This window comes from Roseibium album (assembly GCF_001404515.1).
GTDB lineage: Bacteria > Pseudomonadota > Alphaproteobacteria > Rhizobiales > Stappiaceae > Roseibium > Roseibium album.
Genome location: NZ_CXWE01000005.1, coordinates 106,307 through 123,488, shown reverse-complemented (window position 1 = coordinate 123,488; position 17,182 = coordinate 106,307). Strand labels below are relative to the sequence as shown.

Annotated in this window: 15 protein-coding genes; 8 read left to right on the top strand and 7 right to left on the bottom strand. The window is 55.9% G+C overall.

Annotated elements, in window-relative coordinates; genetic code table 11:
* Nucleotides 1-126 precede the first annotated feature (126 nt).
* From LA5095_RS17435 to LA5095_RS17420, 4 genes are all read left to right on the top strand, one after another.
* On the top strand, nt 127-1,050 hold the full coding sequence (locus LA5095_RS17435; protein ID WP_055117216.1) for an ABC transporter ATP-binding protein: 924 nt from the start codon (nt 127-129) through the stop codon (nt 1,048-1,050).
* A 5-nt stretch (nt 1,051-1,055) separates the two neighbouring features.
* Entirely contained in the window at nt 1,056-1,571 is a 516-nt protein-coding gene (locus tag LA5095_RS17430) for a GNAT family N-acetyltransferase (RefSeq protein WP_055117214.1), read from the top strand.
* Nucleotides 1,572-2,333: an ABC transporter permease gene (locus LA5095_RS17425; protein ID WP_055117212.1), complete on the top strand. Its 762-nt coding sequence runs from the start codon at nt 1,572-1,574 to the stop codon at nt 2,331-2,333.
* Between the two features lie 118 nt (nt 2,334-2,451).
* Complete coding sequence (locus tag LA5095_RS17420) at nt 2,452-3,348, top strand: D-alanyl-D-alanine carboxypeptidase family protein (RefSeq protein ID WP_055117210.1); 897 nt, start codon at nt 2,452-2,454, stop codon at nt 3,346-3,348.
* A 20-nt stretch (nt 3,349-3,368) separates the two neighbouring features.
* Here the strand turns inward: LA5095_RS17420 and LA5095_RS17415 are convergent, their stop codons facing one another.
* Nucleotides 3,369-4,526, bottom strand: a complete 1,158-nt coding sequence (locus LA5095_RS17415) for a GGDEF domain-containing protein (protein ID WP_055117208.1) — start codon at nt 4,524-4,526, stop codon at nt 3,369-3,371.
* A 498-nt stretch (nt 4,527-5,024) separates the two neighbouring features.
* Between LA5095_RS17415 and LA5095_RS17410 the strand changes: the two genes are divergently transcribed.
* Entirely contained in the window at nt 5,025-8,759 is a 3,735-nt protein-coding gene (locus LA5095_RS17410; RefSeq protein WP_055117206.1) for a tetratricopeptide repeat protein, read from the top strand.
* Nucleotides 8,760-8,801: 42 nt separating this feature from the next.
* Nucleotides 8,802-10,097: a tetratricopeptide repeat protein gene (locus tag LA5095_RS17405; protein ID WP_055117204.1), complete on the top strand. Its 1,296-nt coding sequence runs from the start codon at nt 8,802-8,804 to the stop codon at nt 10,095-10,097.
* A 12-nt stretch (nt 10,098-10,109) separates the two neighbouring features.
* Here the strand turns inward: LA5095_RS17405 and ilvC are convergent, their stop codons facing one another.
* The 6 genes from ilvC to gatC form a co-directional block, all read right to left on the bottom strand.
* Nucleotides 10,110-11,129: a ketol-acid reductoisomerase gene (ilvC, locus tag LA5095_RS17400; protein WP_055117202.1), complete on the bottom strand. Its 1,020-nt coding sequence runs from the start codon at nt 11,127-11,129 to the stop codon at nt 10,110-10,112.
* Between the two features lie 102 nt (nt 11,130-11,231).
* A complete protein-coding gene (locus LA5095_RS17395) occupies nt 11,232-11,882 on the bottom strand; it encodes a TetR/AcrR family transcriptional regulator (protein ID WP_029066362.1) in 651 nt (216 codons plus the stop codon).
* Nucleotides 11,883-12,209: 327 nt separating this feature from the next.
* Nucleotides 12,210-13,307, bottom strand: a complete 1,098-nt coding sequence (locus LA5095_RS17390) for an NAD(P)/FAD-dependent oxidoreductase (protein ID WP_055117200.1) — start codon at nt 13,305-13,307, stop codon at nt 12,210-12,212.
* 82 nt (nt 13,308-13,389) lie between these two features.
* Entirely contained in the window at nt 13,390-14,874 is a 1,485-nt protein-coding gene (gene gatA, locus LA5095_RS17385) for an Asp-tRNA(Asn)/Glu-tRNA(Gln) amidotransferase subunit GatA (RefSeq protein WP_055117198.1), read from the bottom strand.
* A 12-nt stretch (nt 14,875-14,886) separates the two neighbouring features.
* A complete protein-coding gene (locus tag LA5095_RS17380) occupies nt 14,887-15,360 on the bottom strand; it encodes a GNAT family N-acetyltransferase (RefSeq protein ID WP_055117196.1) in 474 nt (157 codons plus the stop codon).
* A 16-nt stretch (nt 15,361-15,376) separates the two neighbouring features.
* Complete coding sequence (gene gatC, locus LA5095_RS17375) at nt 15,377-15,664, bottom strand: Asp-tRNA(Asn)/Glu-tRNA(Gln) amidotransferase subunit GatC (protein WP_055117194.1); 288 nt, start codon at nt 15,662-15,664, stop codon at nt 15,377-15,379.
* Between the two features lie 185 nt (nt 15,665-15,849).
* Here gatC and LA5095_RS17370 point away from each other — a divergent pair, with 185 nt between their 5' ends.
* Complete coding sequence (locus tag LA5095_RS17370; protein WP_144436032.1) at nt 15,850-16,482, top strand: TetR/AcrR family transcriptional regulator; 633 nt, start codon at nt 15,850-15,852, stop codon at nt 16,480-16,482.
* A gap of 166 nt (nt 16,483-16,648) precedes the next feature.
* Complete coding sequence (locus LA5095_RS17365; RefSeq protein ID WP_055118002.1) at nt 16,649-17,143, top strand: YHS domain-containing (seleno)protein; 495 nt, start codon at nt 16,649-16,651, stop codon at nt 17,141-17,143.
* Nucleotides 17,144-17,182 lie beyond the last annotated feature (39 nt).

Sequence of the window (17,182 nt, the reverse complement as noted above, 5' to 3'; positions counted from 1 at the left end):
AGTTGTCGCGTCGATGGTGACATCGTGCTGTCAGCAAACCCTTTGACTTGCATCTTGCGGCGGTATCGTCCACATGCGACTTTGGCCGTCTGGTCAAATTGATTTATCTGAACCGGTTGGAACTTGATGCCTCCGATACTCTCCGTCCGCAATCTGGAAAAAACCTATGACGGCGGTTTCCAGGCGCTCAAATCCGTGTCTCTGGACATCAAGGAAGGAGAAGTGTTTGCACTGCTTGGTCCCAACGGTGCTGGCAAGACGACACTAATCAGCACGATTTGCGGTTTGGTCCGGCCGACGTCCGGGAGCATTCAGGTCGGAAAATTTGACGCCCAGAAGGATTTTCGCGCAGCGCGCAGCCTGATCGGTCTGGTTCCACAGGAAATGCCGACAGCACCGTTTGAAATTGTTGGTGATACGGTCGCATTGAGCAGGGGGCTTTTCGGATTGCCGCCTGATCGAAAGTTCCTGGAGGGAGTTCTCAAGGACCTCACGCTGTGGGACAAGCGCAAGAACATGATAATGGCACTGTCAGGCGGCATGAAACGCCGGTTGCTTGTTGCCAAGGCGCTGGCCCACGAACCCAAGATTCTGTTCCTCGATGAGCCCACGGCCGGTGTCGATGTGGAATTGCGCCACGATATGTGGCGCATCGTTGGAGAGCTGAAAGAGCGTGGCGTCACGATCATCCTGACGACCCACTATATCGAGGAAGCCGAGGAGATGGCTGACAGGGTCGGTGTCATTGACAAGGGGGAAATTATCCTTGTCGAGGAAAAGGCCGAGCTCATGCGCAAACTCGGCCGCAAGCTGCTGAAGCTGAACCTGGCAGATCCACTCACGTCTGTGCCGGACAGCCTGTCGCACTACAATCTGACACTCGAGGACAATGGAACCCACCTGATCTACACTTACGATACCCATGCTGAGAGAACGGGAATCACCGCTCTTTTGACGGATCTGGCCGAAGCTGGCGTTCGTTTTCAGGACTTGCAGACCGACCAGTCGTCTCTTGAAGACATTTTTGTCGATCTGGTGAAGAGAGGATGAGTTGAATGGGTGTGGATTTTTCCATTAGAAAAGCGAACCTGAGTGACAGCCAGGCGCTCACGGATCTTTGCATGAAGTCCAAGCAGTCCAACGGCTACGACGATGACTTCATGCGGCAGTGTGCTGACGAGCTGCGTATTCAGCCCGCATGGATAGAAAAGGATGATTTCTGGCTTGCTGAAACCGCTCAAGGATCGCTTGTCGGATGTATCCGCCTGTCCGCCTCGGAAGACGGAAACGGTGAACTTGAAACCTGTTTCGTTGATCCGGATTGGCACGGCAAAGGCATTGGCAGAACCCTGTTCGATCATCTGCTTGCCAGGGCAACGGCCCTGGAACTGGTCCTTGTAGGTGTTGACTCGGATCCTGCTGCGGAAACGTTTTACGCCCGGATGGGGTTTCGAACGATCGGCAGGGTTGCCTCCGGTTCCATTGCCGGCAGGACGCTGCCCAGGATGGAAATGGTTCTTGAAAACAAAGCGTCCGGGGCGTCGAAAATGACAGCGGAAACAGGTGTCTGAATGAATTTCGGAGCGGTCAAATCCATTTACCTCGCGGAAATGGCACGGACAAAACGCACGGTCATGCAGAGCGTGATATCACCGGTGCTTTCAACCGTGCTCTATTTCGTCGTGTTTGGCGCAGCGATCGGGTCGAGGATCTCCGAAGTTGACGGCGTCGGATACGGAGCGTTTATTGTGCCGGGTCTGATCATGCTTTCGCTCATGACCCAAAGCCTGTCGAATGCGTCCTTCGGCATTTATTTTCCACGCTTTACCGGCACAATTTTCGAAGTGCTTTCCGCACCGATCTCCTATCTGGAGATTACGATAGCGTATGTCGGGGCAGCCGTTTCCAAATCCATGCTCGTAGGGCTGATCATTCTCGTTACGGCGAACTTCTTCGTTGATATCGAGATCCAGCACCCGTTCTGGATGGTGACCTTTTTCGTTCTGACAGCGGTGACATTCGCGTTGCTGGGTTTCATCATCGGCATCTGGGCGGACAATTTCGAAAAGCTGCAATTCGTGCCGATGCTGATCGTGACGCCGCTTGCCTTCCTAGGCGGCAGCTTTTATTCCATCAACATGCTACCCGAATTCTGGCAGAAGCTGACGCTGGTCAATCCCGTCGTCTATCTGATATCGGGTTTTCGCTGGAGTTTTTACGGTCAGGCTGATGTCAGTCTCTGGCTATCTCTTTGCGCAACCATGTTGTTTCTGTGTGTTTCACTCGCCATAGTGCACTGGATCTTCAAGACCGGATACAAATTGAAAGCCTGAGTGCCAATGAAGCGTATCAGTTTCTGGAAAGCTCTGCTCGGGCGTAAACATCTCGGTCAGTGATGCACGTTCGAGAGAAAAACTAACAAGACGAAGCCGGACAGGTGTGAGCAAGTAAATGCGATCAAGCATATTTCCCACGAAGATTTCGATACTCCTGCTGGCGCTTTTTCTGGCTGCCTGTCAGACCGCACAGAACCAGCCGTCTTCACCACCGGCAGTGTCTTCGGCGGCAGTTACATCCGTTGAGACCACTTCGGTTCCCGTCAGTGCATATGCTCCTGCCACCGCAGAGGAGAAGGGTTTTTCGGCGCTTGTCCTGAATGCGGGAACCGGCGAGGAGCTTTATGCGGTTGACGCGGATGCCGCCCGCTTTCCCGCGTCCCTGACCAAAATGATGACGCTGTATCTCCTGTTCGAAGCCGTGGCGGAAGGTCGTTACACGCTGTCGTCTCCTTTGACCGTGTCGGAGAACGCGGCAGCGCAACCGCCGGCGAAAATTGGGCTGAAAGCAGGATCAACGATTACGGTGCAACAGGCGGCGCGCGCGCTGGCAGTCAGGTCCGCAAATGACGTCGGCATGGCAATTGCCGAAAATCTTGCGGGAAGTGAAGCAGCCTTTGCACGTCAGATGACACAGCAAGCAAGGGCGCTCGGACTGACCAGGACGCGCTTCGTCAACGCAACGGGGCTACCGGACCCGAAACAGGTGACGAGCGCCCGGGACATGGCGAAACTCGGCCTGGCCCTGAAACGGCGCTTTCCCCAATATGCAGGTTACTATCGGGCAAAATCATTCGCTTACAACGGCCGGACCTTCAAGGCCACGAACAATCTTCTTGGAAAGGTTGCAGGCGTTGATGGATTGAAAACCGGCTACATCCGCATGTCGGGCTACAATCTTGTGGCCACAGCCAGGCGCGGCGGCAAGCAGTTGATTGTTGTCGTGATGGGTGGAAAGAGCGAATCGGCACGGGACAAGGAAGTCACAAGGCTGATTGAAGCCTATTCCTGAATTTGCCAACCGGTTTTCGCTTAATGGGTCGCCTGCAGCGCGCGTGCGAATGTCACGCAATTGCGTCCGTTGTTCTTTGACGAATAAAGGCTTTCGTCGACGACCTGCATCAGGTCTTCCATCAGCAGTTGATTGCCGTCGCCGTGATAAATTCCGGCAGAGGCGGTGATCCGGAATTCTTCCGGTGCGAATTCGAACCTGATGTCAGAGATACGCCGACGAAGGCGGTCTGCCACCTTTGCCGCGTTTTCCCGTGAAATGTTCGGCAACAGGACCGCGAATTCCTCGCCGCCTAGCCGAGCAAAACAATCGTCTTGCCGGAGCTGTGCCTTTACGGCCGCAACGACCTTAACCAGCGCCTGATCGCCTGCCAGATGCCCGTACTCGTCATTGACCTGCTTGAAGTGATCCAGATCGAAATTCAACAGGCCGAATGATTTCTTTTCGGGCGCGTGAAGCAGATCTTCAAGGCGCACCTGAAATTCTCGGCGATTATATGCACCGGTCAGCGGATCGCGCCGTGCGGCTTCCTTGTGACGCTGGGCCACCTGCTCAAAGGAAAGAGCTGTTGAGAATGCGCCCGTCAGGCTTACGAACAACATGGCGCTCATCAGGTGAAGATCCTGCATCATGTCGTTGATCATGCCGGGACCGGTGGCGCCATCGCCTGTGAGCCCGTGATAGACGCGCAGCCCTCCGACCGCAGCGAGAAAGAAGAACGCCAGGACCAGACCGATTACCGAGATCAGGCCGTGGAAGTTCTTGGAAGTATAGGCGGCGATCGTCGCGACGCACAGGATCGTGAAAATGACGTTTCCGCCGACATAGGCCAGGGTCGGGTCGGACAACAGATAGGCAAGCATGCCGACAAGAAGGTTCGCGAATGCCGGCGCAAAAACGTCGCTCACTTTGTTCGGCAAGCGGGCAAGCACACGCGCGGCGTAAAGGTGAAAGCCGAATCCCAGCAAAAGCAATGTATTGGGTAGGAGGTAGGCCGCCAGATCCGGGAGAACACGCTCAAATGCAAAACAGACCAGGGCTGCAACCAGCAAGGCGTTGGCAGCAGCCCAGCTGCGCCAATGCGTGCTTTGTGTAACGCGTAGCGACATCGCCTGAAACGAAATGGCGAAAATCAGCAGCAAAAGCAGATTCGCCGAAAAAAGCGTCAGAAGATCCATATAGACGCACTCCACATACTATTCACCGGTAACAACCGCATGAAGGAGCCTACTTGGTAAGGTTTTTAGATGGTGTTAGTGCGAGTTAATAGATTTTCATCAAATTGTATTTGTACGGAAGTTACAATAAATACTCCGCAGCAAGAATATGATCCGCATTGGCGCATGCCCACTTTAAGATTTTCTAAAAGTCAGTGAATAATCTGGGCTATTTTATCTAATTTGATTGAATTTATTCTCGAATCAAATTTTCCGGCGGGTCCAGGCACACGTTTTTACAGCGCTTCCTTTAGCTTTCGTCGCATTTTTTGAATTCAATTCAGGGTGGATCCCGTTTTCGGGTTCAACGACTGTTGCCGGTCCCACAGCAATTTGTTTTAAACGGACTGAAACATGAACTCGCATCGTACTTCACCACGGCTAATGTCGATCCGTGCGGGTTCGGCGCGAACGTGCCGACGTCGGTTGAAAGTTTTTCTAGGGTGTTTTGGTAGAGCAATGAAATTTGCAGTTTGTTTGTTTGTTGGTCTGGCACTCATGCCGATGGGCACCCTTGCAGCGGGCAAGTCGGGGGATGCGGACCAGGAACAGTCCTGGAGATTGGGCGGCGGCAGCAATTCTTCACTCGGACCGCAACAGAGTGGTCCCGATCACCTGGATACCTTGCCGGATGCGCAGGAGCTCGAGAAACTCCTGTCACGGGAAACCTCCGGAGACCCCGAAGACCTTTACCGGCTTGGTCTGGCCTATGAAAATGACGAGCTGTGGGAACCGGACTACAAAAAGGCATTTTCATATTTTCAGCGCTCGGAAGCGTTGGGGTATCCCTGGGCAAAGTCACAACTGGGATACTACTACGAAACCGGGATCGCCGGACCTCAGGACCACGAAAAAGCTGTCTCCTACTATCAGCAGGGAGCCGATTACGGCGATAGCTGGAGCGGTCTGCGACTTGGATACCTGTATTTCGACGGGCTGGGCATACGCCAGCATGACGGACAGGCATTTTTCTGGATCCAGTGGGCGAGCAGGGGCGGTGTCCCGGAAGCAACGGCAGCGCTCGGATGGCTTTACGAGAACGGGCGCGGAACCGAAGTCGACCTGAAGGAAGCAGCACGGCTCTACAGGAAGGCGGGCGAAGACGGGAACCCGAACGGCTGGGTCAATCTCGGTCTGATGCATGAAACCGGCGCCTTTGGCACGCAGGACTACAAGAGGGCCGTGGAGTTTTACCGGAAGGCAGCCGATGAACAATCCAGCCGGGGAATGCAAAAGCTCGGCTATATCTATTACTGGGGGCTTGGGGGCGATCAGGATCGAAAGCGGGCGGTGTCCTTTTTCAAGCGTGCAATCGACCTCGGTTCCCCCTATGCACACATTTCGCTCGGTCTCGCTTATGAGCAGGGCGGGGGCCTGGAGCAGGACTACGCGAAAGCTGCGGCCCACTACCAGAGCGCTATTGACGCCGAAGGATACTCACGGGCCAAGGCGTATCTGGCCTGGCTCTACCAGGAAGGCCTCGGCGTCGAGCAGGATTTGACCAAATCCAGGGATCTTTTTGAAGAGGCGGCAGCGGTTGGTCAGCCCTTCGCGTTGACCGAACTCGGCTTCGCCCTCGTTTATGGCACCAGCGGTGCTGACAGGGACGTTCATCGTGGGAGGCGGCTTCTGGAGCAGGCCGCCGCAGACGATTACACGGCTGCGATCCTCGTGCTCGCCGAAATGTACGACACAGGAAGCGGCGTTGCGAAGGATCCGGGCGAGGCGCTTGAGCTCTACCGAAAAAGCGCAGATCTGGGTAACTCGGATGCATTTATCGCACTGGGGGATTTTTACGCTGACGGCGATCAGGTTGAAAGGGATTTCGAGAAGGCACTCCAGCTCTATGGCCAGGCGCGAGAGGACGGAAACTCGGATGCGCTCTTCGAACTGGGTTATCTCTATACAAGATCGGAATGGCCCGGGCACGATTTTGACAAGGCGATGGACTATTTCCGCGAGGCGGATGAAGCCGGTGTAGAGAACGCCGCGACATTTCTGGGCATAGCCCACTTTCACGGGGAATGGGCCGACGAAGATGACAAGCAGGCACGCGCTTACTTCGAACGAGCTGCGGACGCGGGCTACTATCTGGCAGCCAAATATCTTGCCTACATGGAAGAAGAAGGCCTTGGCGGCCTGACCGAAAAACATGAAGCGGTCCGTCACTATGAACTCGCCGCCGAGGGCGATGAACTCTTTGCAGCGCAGCGTCTCATGACCGCCTATGGCGACAATGGCTGGATGACACCGAACCGCAAGAAGGCGCTTCGCTGGACGATCCGAGCAGGGGAACTCGGTGATGCGGATGCAGCCTTTGAAGCGGCGGAGGTGCTTCATGACGATCCCTCGCCCGAGAATCTGGAGAAGGCTTCGTCTCTGTACCGGGTTGCCGCCGATGACGGCAATCTGGATGCGTCTGTCAAATGGGCGCGCATGCAGATCCTGGGGGAGGTCGAAGGGGCTGATTTTTTCTACGGACTGGACGAACTCAAGGCCATCGCCGAGGCGTCCCCATTGTCTGCCATCGGCCCGCTCTCTCAGTTGATCAGGAATGATGAGAAGGGACCTGGAAAATCGCGCCGAGAGGCGGAACGCGAGCTCTTTCTGGGGCTGGCCTATGCCAACGGCATCATCTTTCCCCAGGACGTCGCCAAGGCGGATGCGCATCTGCGCAGGAGTATCGAAATTTCTTCTGGCGCCATGCCCGTCGTCCATCTTGTAATTGCCGACCTCTTGCTGCGAACACAGCCGAACTCCCCGGAAATCATTGATGAAGTAATGCAGCACCTGAATGTTGCGGCCAACAGAGGTGAAAAGCTTGCGCAACTTGCGCTTGGTGAAGCCTTCGCCATTGGCAAGCTGCAGGGCCGCACAGTGGCCGAGGCAAATGACAAAAAGGCTTTGATGTGGCTTCGGTTGGCGGCGGCAACAATGGAAGATGCACGTTACCTGTTGGGTTCGGGGCTTTTGCGAGGGCTAGATCCTGATGTTGATGTGTCCACCGGAATTGAGATGCTCAAGGACCTGGCCGCGGCCGGGAATGCCAGCGCCGCACTGGAACTTGGCTTTCATTTCAGCAATGAAGCAATCGGTGATGATTATGCGCCGGAAACTGCTCTGGCATGGTTTCAAAAGTCCGCTCGTTTTGGAAACATTGATGCTTTGAATTCAATTGGCCTGCTTCACCAGAACGGGCTGATCGAGGGACACTCGAACGAACTGGCCTACGACTATCTTTTGCGTGCCGCAAACGCAGGTCACGCCGATGCTGCGGGCTCCCTCGGCTGGCACCTAAAAAACGGCATTGGGGTGGAGCGGGACATATTTGCTGCCGAAGACTGGTTTCTGCGATCCCTGGAAGCAGGAAGTGAATGGGCGAGTCTGAATCTCGCAATGCTCTATATCGAACAGGAAAAGAGCTTCGGCCGCACGAAAGCTGGCGAGGCAATTCCGGTTCTTATTGAATACGCTGACAGGGGTGACGCTTACGCGCAAATAACGCTCGGGCGCGTTTTCGCGGACGGCAACATAGTGCCGGCGGACCCGAGACGCGGCGAAACCTATTTCAGGCAAGCGTTGCCGGTGATGCCCAAACCAGCGCATACTGCGCTCGGGAACTACTACTTCCTGGGTAAGGGAGGAGAAGTCGACTACGAAAGAGCATTCAAACACTATTCTGTCGCTGCTGATCTTGGAAGCGGCATTTCACTGAACAATCTTGGCTGGATGTTTGAACATGGCCTCCATGTCGGTCAGGACTACGAACAGGCCGTCACACTTTACAGGGCATCAATTGAAGCTGGAGACACGGGTGCGCTCGTTGCATTCGGGTTGCTGTACCGAGACGGCAAAGGGGTATCACAGGATTACGGAGAAGCGAACAGACTGTTCCGGCAAGCGCTGAGCAGGGGCTCCAGCGCAGGCAAGGCCAATGCAGGATGGATGATGCTTCATGGCTGGGGCGTTGAGCCGAACCGCTCGGAAGGAATGGCCCTTCTGGAAGAGTCCGTTTCCCAGAATGACCACGACGGCACCTACTACATGGCCCTCCTGCTGGAAGAGGGGAAGTTCGTCGAGGCCGATATGGCGACCGCAAAAAAATATTATGAGATTGCGGCGGATCAGGGCAATTTCCTGGCAGAAGCAGCATTGGAACGCCTTCAGGAAACTGAAAAAACAGCCATTCGCTGAAACGGATGCGAGAACAGGGGTGCCTGGCTTTTGAAGCGTTTTTTGGCCTATTTTCTTCCAAGTGCATTCGCCGCGGCCATTCTTGGTTTTTTGGCCGTGTCTGATCCCCGGGTGCTGGAAGTGTCTGCTGGCATGGGAAGTGCCTCGGCCGCAAAGTGGCTTGGTGATCACTACAACCGATATGAAAACAAAAAGGTTTATGATCCGGAGGAGGCGCTTAACTGGTTCAAGCGCGCTGCGGATCTTGGCAATGTTGATGCACTTTACGAGATTGGCGATTTGCATTTCCGCGCCTTGGTCAAAGGTCACACGTACAAAACCGCATTTGAGTACTACCGACGGGCCGCTGACGCCGGACATTTGGGCGGGATGCATCAAACAGCGATCCTTGGGGAAGTTGGCCTCGGAACGGATAAGAATTTGCGAGCTGCCGAGCGCTGGTACAAAAAAGCGATTGAACTCGGCAACACCTCGACGGAATTTAACCTCGCTTTGCTGTATTTTCAGAACCCGGAGGAATTCAGCGCCGACAAGGTTTCGGATGCCGTTACCAAACTGCAAGATCATGCGAAACGAGGTGATTTGTCATCAATTTTTGCTCTGGCCAATGCGTATGTGAATGGAGCAGTTTTGGCAAAAGATGTCGAAAGAGGTCTGGCCATGTATAAGGAATATGCGGAAAAAGAGCCTTACTTTGGTCATGCAGTGCTCGGAGAGCTTTATCTTTCGGGTGCAGTTGTTAAGCCTGACTATCAGAAAGCCTTGAACCATTTTCGAAAGTCAATCGATTCTGGAAACCAAGGTTCTTACTACAGCCTTGCCGAAATGCATGAATTTGGCCTCGGTGTCGAACAGGACTATTCGAAAGCCGCTCAATACTACGGGAAATCTATCGACGCGAAGTCTTTCGGCGGGTTGACGAATCTCGGCATCCTGTATCGCGACGGCAAAGGTGTCGAACGTGACTATGAGGAAGCAATCCGTTTGTTCAAACGGGCCGAAGAGTTGGAAATCCGGGGTGGATCCGCGAATCTCGGCTGGATGCAGCTACAAGGTCTCGGCACGCCGAAGGATGCCTCAAAGGGTCTTGCGATGATTGAGGCAGCTGCGGAAGAAGAGGACGCTTATGGTGCCTATTATTTTGCCCAATTTCTGGAAGAAGGGGTGATTGTGGCTCAGGATCTTGATCGCGCACGAGAGCTTTACAGAATTGCGGGAGACCGTGGAAATTACCCTGCGAAGCAGGCGCTGAAGCGGCTTGAGAAAGCCCAAAAAACCTGTGGGTCTCCAACCAAAGAAAAAGCCGGGCGTCGCTGCCCGGCCTTTCCATATCAGTGAACCAGGTACGGCCTAGTTCTTGGTCTTGTCGACCAGGGCGTTGGACTTGATCCACGGCATCATGCCGCGCAACTTTTCGCCGACTTCCTCGATCTGGTGACCGTCGTTCAGGCGGCGGGTTGCCTTGAACTTGGCAGCACCCGCGCGGTATTCCTGCATCCACTCGGACGTGAACTTGCCGGACTGGATGTCTTTCAGGACCCGCCTCATTTCCGCTTTTGTCTCATCTGTGACAATGCGCGGACCGGTGACATATTCACCCCATTCGGCCGTGTTGGAGATGGAGTAGTTCATGTTGGCGATGCCGCCTTCGTAGATCAGATCCACGATCAGCTTTACTTCGTGCAGGCACTCGAAATACGCCATTTCCGGAGCATAGCCAGCTTCCACCAGCGTTTCGAAACCGGCGCGGATCAGCTCGACGAGACCGCCGCAGAGAACGGCCTGTTCACCGAAAAGGTCGGTTTCGCACTCTTCCTGGAACGTGGTTTCGATGATGCCGGAACGGCCGCCACCGACACCGCTGGCGTAGGAAAGGCCAAGGTCAAGGGCGTTGCCGGACGCGTCCTGGTGGACAGCAACCAGGCAGGGTACGCCGCCACCTTTTTCATACTCGCCGCGTACGGTGTGGCCCGGGCCCTTCGGCGCAACCATGAGGACGTCGACGGAATCCTTCGGCTCAATCAGGCCGAAATGGACATTGAGCCCGTGTGCAAACGCGATTGCCGCGCCATCACGGATATTTCCGGCAATGTGATCCCTGTAGATGTCGGCCTGAAGTTCATCGGGCGTTGCCATCATCATCAGGTCGGCCCAGGCGGCAGCTTCGGCAACTGTCATCACCTTGAAGCCGTCGGCTTCAGCCTTCAGGGCGGTGGTAGAACCTTCGCGCAGCGCGACGGCAACACCCGGCACACCGCTGTCCTTCAGGTTCATGGCATGAGCACGGCCCTGTGAGCCGTAACCTATGATGGCGACTTTTTTGGACTTGATCAGATTGATATCTGCGTCACGATCGTAATAAACGCGCATGGGTTCCTTTCTCCCGTCTGCATTCCGTTCTTGAGCTAAAGCCGGTCTTTGTCGCCGGTCTTCGTTGTGTTCAGTGTTTCTGGTAAAAGTGCCGTTGAAGCCTCAGGCTCCGAACAGCCGGTAAAAGCGGTCCACCGCCGTTTCGGCCTGTGATTTGAGATCCTGTTCCGCAGCACTGGCGCTTTCCCCCAGCAGCAGGCGAACATGAACGTCGCGTATGGCAAGACCGTAAAGCACCTGGTAGGCGTCTTCGGCATCGTCGAACTTGAGCAATCCGTGGCGGCGGCCGGTTTCCAGCATCGTGCGGGCGCGGGACGAAATCATGTGCTTGCCGCGCACCAGCAGCAAATGCCCGAGCCGGTTGGAGTTTGTGTTGGACTGGCCGATGGAAAGACGATTCAGCGCCAGCGAGGTTTCTGAGAAGAGAACGCCCAGAAGCGCCTCGATAAATGCAGTCACATGGGCGCGGAATGTTGCCGGATCCGCGGTCGCTCCGGCTTCCGAGGGAAACTGAACCTGACTTGCCTGATAGGCGACAACTGCCGCGAGCAGGCCGTCGCGGTCGCCGAACCACTTGTAGAGGCTCTCTTTGGAACAACTCGCGGTGCGGGCGAGACCGGCGGTTGTCAAAGCCTTCTCACCGCCTTCGACCAGTAGTGTCAGTGCATGCTGCAGCACCACCTGCTGGCGCGGCGAAAACTCAGGCGCGGCGTCTGGGCGGGAAGTGGCGATGTCATAGGCGGCAGCGGGCATGTTCTGGTGCCTGACGGGCTGGAGGATAACTTGATCAAAGGTCGGAACCGTACGGTACGGTTCGGATGTGGTTATCGCACTGGGGTGAGGGGAGGTCAAGAGCGAATTTTCATCCCTGGAAAACAGCTGAAGCGTCTTGATGTTGAAGTTTCCGGAAGCAGACATGATATGCGTTTCAGGATGCGGAAAGGGCGCTGCTTGTACGATCACAAGAGAAAAATTGCCTGGTGGATGAACGCGCGCCTTGTTCTTGAGTCGGTCGTTGCTCTATCAGGATCCATGCGGACGAAAGCCTAACCTTTGGAAATGCAAGGGGTACCGCGAGCGTCAATCGAGCCGCCTTGCCACCTCATCTCCGATTGCCAGTGCTGAGGTCAGACCGGGCGACTCCATGCCGTAGAGCGCGACAAGACCTTCCAGCCCATGTGTCTCGGGGCCGTCGATCCGGAAGTCGGCGGCTGGTTCGCCAGGGCCAACGATCTTGGGACGGATGCCGGAATAGTCCGGTATCAGCGCGTTGTCGGGCAGGCCCGGCCAGTAGCTGCGGATCGCATTGTAGAAATTTTCGCCGCGGGACGGTTCGACGTCGTAGTTGAAATGCTCCACCCATTCCACGTCCGGTCCGAAGCGGGCTCGGTGCTGGAGATCCAGTGTCAGGTGGACACCTAAACCACCCGGTTCCGGCGCCGGATAGACGAGATGCGAAAACGGCGCCTTGCCCAGGAGTTTGAAGTAGTTGCCCTTCGCCAGAAAGGGTTTTGGTGCATTGGCGGTGGTAAAACTCTCCATCAAACCGGGGGAGCCGTGACCTGCTGACACGATTAGTTCCCGGCAGGTGAGGGAGGCTGTTTGTCCATCTCCGGCATCGACTTGCAGTTGGTACCCGTCTGTAACCTGGTCGATCCCGACGACCCTGCTGTTGAGCACCACCTGGCCACCATGCGCTTCAAGTCCGCCCTGCAATGCGAGCATGAAGCCGTGGCTGTCGATGATCCCGGTCGAGGGTGACCAGAGAGCGCTGCAGCAGGCGAGTTCCGGTTCTGTCTGATTCAGTTTCTTCTGGTCGAAAAACACAAGATCATGCAGGCCGTTCTCGATTGCCTTCTTCTGCAGCCGTTCCAGTTCCAGCAGCTGTTCAGGAGAGGAGGCAACGATCAGTTTACCGATCTGTTGATGATCAACGCCGTTTTCGGCGCAGAATTCGTAGAGCCGATGCTTGCCTTCAAGGCATAACTTCGCCTTCAGGCTGCCCGTCGGATAATAGATGCCGGCGTGGATGACTTCAGAATTGCGGGCGCTGGTCTCGGAACCGATCAGGCTGTGCTGTTCCAGAACCATGACATCGCGACCCTTCATTGCCAGCGCCCGGGCGATCGCGAGACCGATCACGCCGGCACCAACTACGAGGGTTTCGATGTCATGCATTCACGTCACCTGTGTTCCGATTCCGGATCAGATTCGGGACCGTACATTCCTTTCGCAGCCGCGCGGGTTCAACTTGCTCCGGTCAGCCCCACCATTTGTCCGGTTCGAAGGAACCGGCCGCATCCTCGATGACCTGACCGACCTGGAAGAGGGTGCTTTCGTCGAACGGTTTGCCGATAAGCTGAAGGCCAAGCGGCAGACCGTCCTTGTCCAGTCCGGCAGGGACTGAGATGCCCGGCAGTCCGGCCATGTTCACGGTCACGGTGAAAATGTCGTTCAGGTACATCTTCACCGGATCTGCATGGAGATCCTGGTCGGCGACGCCGAAGGCGGCAGACGGGGTTGCCGGCGTCAGGATCGCGTCGACACCGTTGGCCCAGGCAAGATCGAAGTCGCGCTTTATCAGTGTGCGGACTTTTTGAGCCTTCAGATAATAGGCGTCATAATAGCCGGCAGACAGAACATAGGTGCCGATCAGTATCCTGCGTTTGGCCTCGTCTCCGAAGCCCTCGGCGCGGGTGTTTTCGTACATTTCGACAATGTCCTTGCCAGGAACGCGCAGGCCGTAGCGGACGCCGTCGTAGCGGGCAAGGTTCGAAGAGGCTTCCGCTGGGGCAACGATATAGTAGGCCGGCAAGGCATATTTCGTGTGCGGCATGGAAATATCGACAATCTCGGCACCGGCATCCTTCAGCCAATCGATGCCTTTCTGCCAGAGCTCCTCGATCTCGCCGGGCATGCCATCCAAGCGGTACTCCGCCGGAATCCCGATCTTCAGGCCCTTGACCGACTTGCCGATGGCGGCTTCGTAGTCCGGTACTTCGATATCGACGGAAGTCGTATCCTTGGGATCGACGGAGGCCATGGACTTCATCAGGATTGCGCTGTCGCGCACCGTGTGTGCAATGGGACCTGCCTGGTCGAGAGAAGAGGCGAACGCAACGATGCCCCAGCGAGAGCAGCGGCCGTATGTCGGCTTGATCCCGACGGTGCCGGTGAAGGCGGCAGGCTGGCGGATGGATCCGCCGGTGTCGGTTGCCGTCGCGCCCATGCAAAGTCGTGCGGCAACAGCGGTTGCCGAGCCGCCGGAAGACCCACCCGGCACGAGATCCTGGTTGGACCCCTGTTTGCGCCAGGGGTTGATCACGTCGCCGTAATAAGAAGTTTCATTGGAGGACCCCATGGCGAACTCGTCCATGTTGAGCTTGCCCAGCATGACGGCGCCGTCGGCCCACAGATTGGTGGTGACCGTCGACTCATAGGCTGGTTTGAAGCCGTCCAGAATGTGGCTGCAGGCCTGGGTATGGACGCCGTTGGTTGCGAACAGGTCCTTGATCCCGAGCGGGATGCCTTCAAGAGCTCCGCCGACTCCCTTGGCGAGGGTTTCGTCGGAAGCCTTTGCCATGTTGCGGGCCTTGTCAGCTGTTACGGCAACATAGGCATTGAGCTGCGCGTTGGCGGCCTCGATGTTCGACAGAAATGCATCGGTCAGTTCGAGTGACGTGTAATCCCTGTTTTTCAAGCCCTTGCGGGCTTCGGCGATGGTCAGTTTGGTCAGGTCTGTCATGACTTTGATCTCTCAGCTGGTCGCAAGCGACCGGGAAAAATAAACGGAATAGGGACTGTCTGGATAATCCAGCACGGGACCGCATCGCCTGAAGCCGGCGCGTTCATAGATGCGCCAGGCAGCTGGATGTCTGTCTCCGGTTTCAAGAACCAGCGAAGAAAAGCCTTCCTCGCGTGCGAGGGAAACGATCCGTTCAAGGATACTGCCGCCGAGACCCCGGCCCTGAAAGACAGGGCGGGTATACATTCGCTTGACTTCGGCAACGCCCCGATCGTGCCGGCGAAGGGCTCCACAGGCGGCTGCCTCGCCATTGACCCGGGCGACGAAGACGGTTGTCGCGTCGCCTGCCATGTCCTGAGGCGTCATGTGAAAGCAGGCCTCAGGAGGTGACAAGGTGAGCAGCAACTCGTTCAGTTCGTCAATCATCCCGATCATGTCGTCCGTCAGGGGCGATTCAACAGAAATTGTCGGTGCGGCGTGCTTCATCCCGTTGACAGTCGAACTATTCAACGACTTTCGGCACCATGAAGAACTGGTCTTCAGAAGCCGGGGCGTTGCGTGTGATGTCGTCGGCCTTGTTGCCGTCGGTGACACCGTCGACGCGTTTTTTCATGGTCTGCTCGACCACTGAGGTCATGGGTTCGGCACCTTCGATATCGACTTCGTCGAGTTGCTCGACAAATCCGAGAATAGCGTTCAACTCACCGGTCATGCGGGTTGCGTCGTCGTCGCTGACCTTGATGCGTGCCAGCCGGGCAACGCGCTTCACCGTTTGTGTATCAACAGACATTGGATCCTCGTTTTGATATTTCTTCGCGCCCGACTGATCCCGACGGGTTGCGTCGGGTGCAGGTTCGGCACCTGGATGTGCGGTTGTCTTGACTTATAGCCAGAGCAGACGGAACTGGCTGTGAATTCGGTTTGGTTATCACCAAAATCAGAGTTATACGGTACTCAGTGGAACCGTATTGGAAAGTGCTGGACCAAGAAATCGTGTCTCCAACCATGGACAAGAAAAGCAAGCTGACGGGCCGGCCAAGGGATGGCCGGGTGAGTGACGCCTTGCTTCGCGTCACTTTGCTGGAACTGGCCGCTGCCGGATATCTCGGAACGACGGTGGCCGGTGTCGCCCAGCGGGCTGCAACGAGCAAACAGGCAATCTACAGGCGTTATCGGGACAAGAATGCCCTTGTTGCCGCTGCGCTTGCCCACGGGTTTGAAGCAGTCAGGACTGAGCCGCCACTACGCGGCAGTGTTGCGGAAGATTTGAGGCGATACCTGTCGGGGCTTGCAACGGCGCTCGCAGAGACACCGCTCGGCGCTGCCGTGCGCGCACTTGCCTCGTATCGGCAGAAGCCGGAGTTTGCCGTTGTTTTTGATGAAGCGGAAACAGGCCAGCGGCTGGCGTTACGACAGATTCTGATCGCGACACCGTTTGAAGCCGACATGGAAACGCGGATTGATCTGCTTCTCGGGCAACTCTATTTCAGTTTGGTGTTTCACGGAGATATTCTCAACGCGGACGATATCGAGACCTCTATTCATCTGGTCCTTGGTCTTGTCGCTCCTCGTGATCCTGCACCTTTTTCCGGGCTTCCGGGGACCTGAGGAGATGTCACCAGAAGGTCAATTCACAATTTTCTAGCGACGTGCTTTCATCTCTGTGATCAAAGGTTATTGGCCAAACGGGGCGTCAAGAGACATGTTTGCACCAGCACGGTGCACAGACGCGCCGCGCGGAAAACGCCTTCTAATAGCTCCTGTGGAGACGTCCATGCCGCTTTATACTTCCAAATCCGTCCTGTTGGGCCTGACTGCCTTGTTCTCGGCGGTTGCCTTCACTGCCTCCGCCGACGAAATCACAACCTTCACCAAGGGTGGTACAGCCATCGGGGGCACTGATCCGGTTGCCTATTTCACCGAGGGCAAGCCGGTTGCCGGCACCGATGAATTTACTGCCGTCTATGATGACGTGACCTGGAAATTCTCCTCTGCCGAAAACCGTGATCTGTTCGAGGCAGATCCTGCGAAATATGCGCCGCAATATGGTGGCTTTTGTGCCTTTGGTGCCGCAATGGGATTCAAGGTTCCGGTTGTTCCCGAAGCCTGGTCCATAGTTGACGGCAAACTCTACCTGAACAATTCCCTGAAGGTTCAGGAACGCTTCGAAGAAGACGTTCCAGGTCACATCAACAACGCGACTTTGAACTGGGAAATCATCAAGGAAAAGAAGCCTGAAGATCTGAAAGAGCCGATCATCAGGAACTGATCCTGAAGCTTCCTTCAATTTGCCATTACCTCTCAACTT

What these genes read in the sequence shown, in the direction of transcription:
- LA5095_RS17435 (WP_055117216.1), top strand. Translation starts at nt 127, where the DNA reads ATGCCTCCGATACTCTCCGTCCGCAATCTGGAAAAAACCTATGACGGC.
- LA5095_RS17430 (WP_055117214.1), top strand. Translation starts at nt 1,056, where the DNA reads ATGGGTGTGGATTTTTCCATTAGAAAAGCGAACCTGAGTGACAGCCAG.
- LA5095_RS17425 (WP_055117212.1), top strand. Translation starts at nt 1,572, where the DNA reads ATGAATTTCGGAGCGGTCAAATCCATTTACCTCGCGGAAATGGCACGG.
- LA5095_RS17420 (WP_055117210.1), top strand. Translation starts at nt 2,452, where the DNA reads ATGCGATCAAGCATATTTCCCACGAAGATTTCGATACTCCTGCTGGCG.
- LA5095_RS17415 (WP_055117208.1), bottom strand. Translation starts at nt 4,526, where the DNA reads ATGGATCTTCTGACGCTTTTTTCGGCGAATCTGCTTTTGCTGCTGATT.
- LA5095_RS17410 (WP_055117206.1), top strand. Translation starts at nt 5,025, where the DNA reads ATGAAATTTGCAGTTTGTTTGTTTGTTGGTCTGGCACTCATGCCGATG.
- ilvC (WP_055117202.1), bottom strand. Translation starts at nt 11,129, where the DNA reads ATGCGCGTTTATTACGATCGTGACGCAGATATCAATCTGATCAAGTCC.
- LA5095_RS17395 (WP_029066362.1), bottom strand. Translation starts at nt 11,882, where the DNA reads ATGCCCGCTGCCGCCTATGACATCGCCACTTCCCGCCCAGACGCCGCG.
- LA5095_RS17390 (WP_055117200.1), bottom strand. Translation starts at nt 13,307, where the DNA reads ATGCATGACATCGAAACCCTCGTAGTTGGTGCCGGCGTGATCGGTCTC.
- gatA (WP_055117198.1), bottom strand. Translation starts at nt 14,874, where the DNA reads ATGACAGACCTGACCAAACTGACCATCGCCGAAGCCCGCAAGGGCTTG.
- LA5095_RS17380 (WP_055117196.1), bottom strand. Translation starts at nt 15,360, where the DNA reads ATGAAGCACGCCGCACCGACAATTTCTGTTGAATCGCCCCTGACGGAC.
- gatC (WP_055117194.1), bottom strand. Translation starts at nt 15,664, where the DNA reads ATGTCTGTTGATACACAAACGGTGAAGCGCGTTGCCCGGCTGGCACGC.
- LA5095_RS17365 (WP_055118002.1), top strand. Translation starts at nt 16,649, where the DNA reads ATGCCGCTTTATACTTCCAAATCCGTCCTGTTGGGCCTGACTGCCTTG.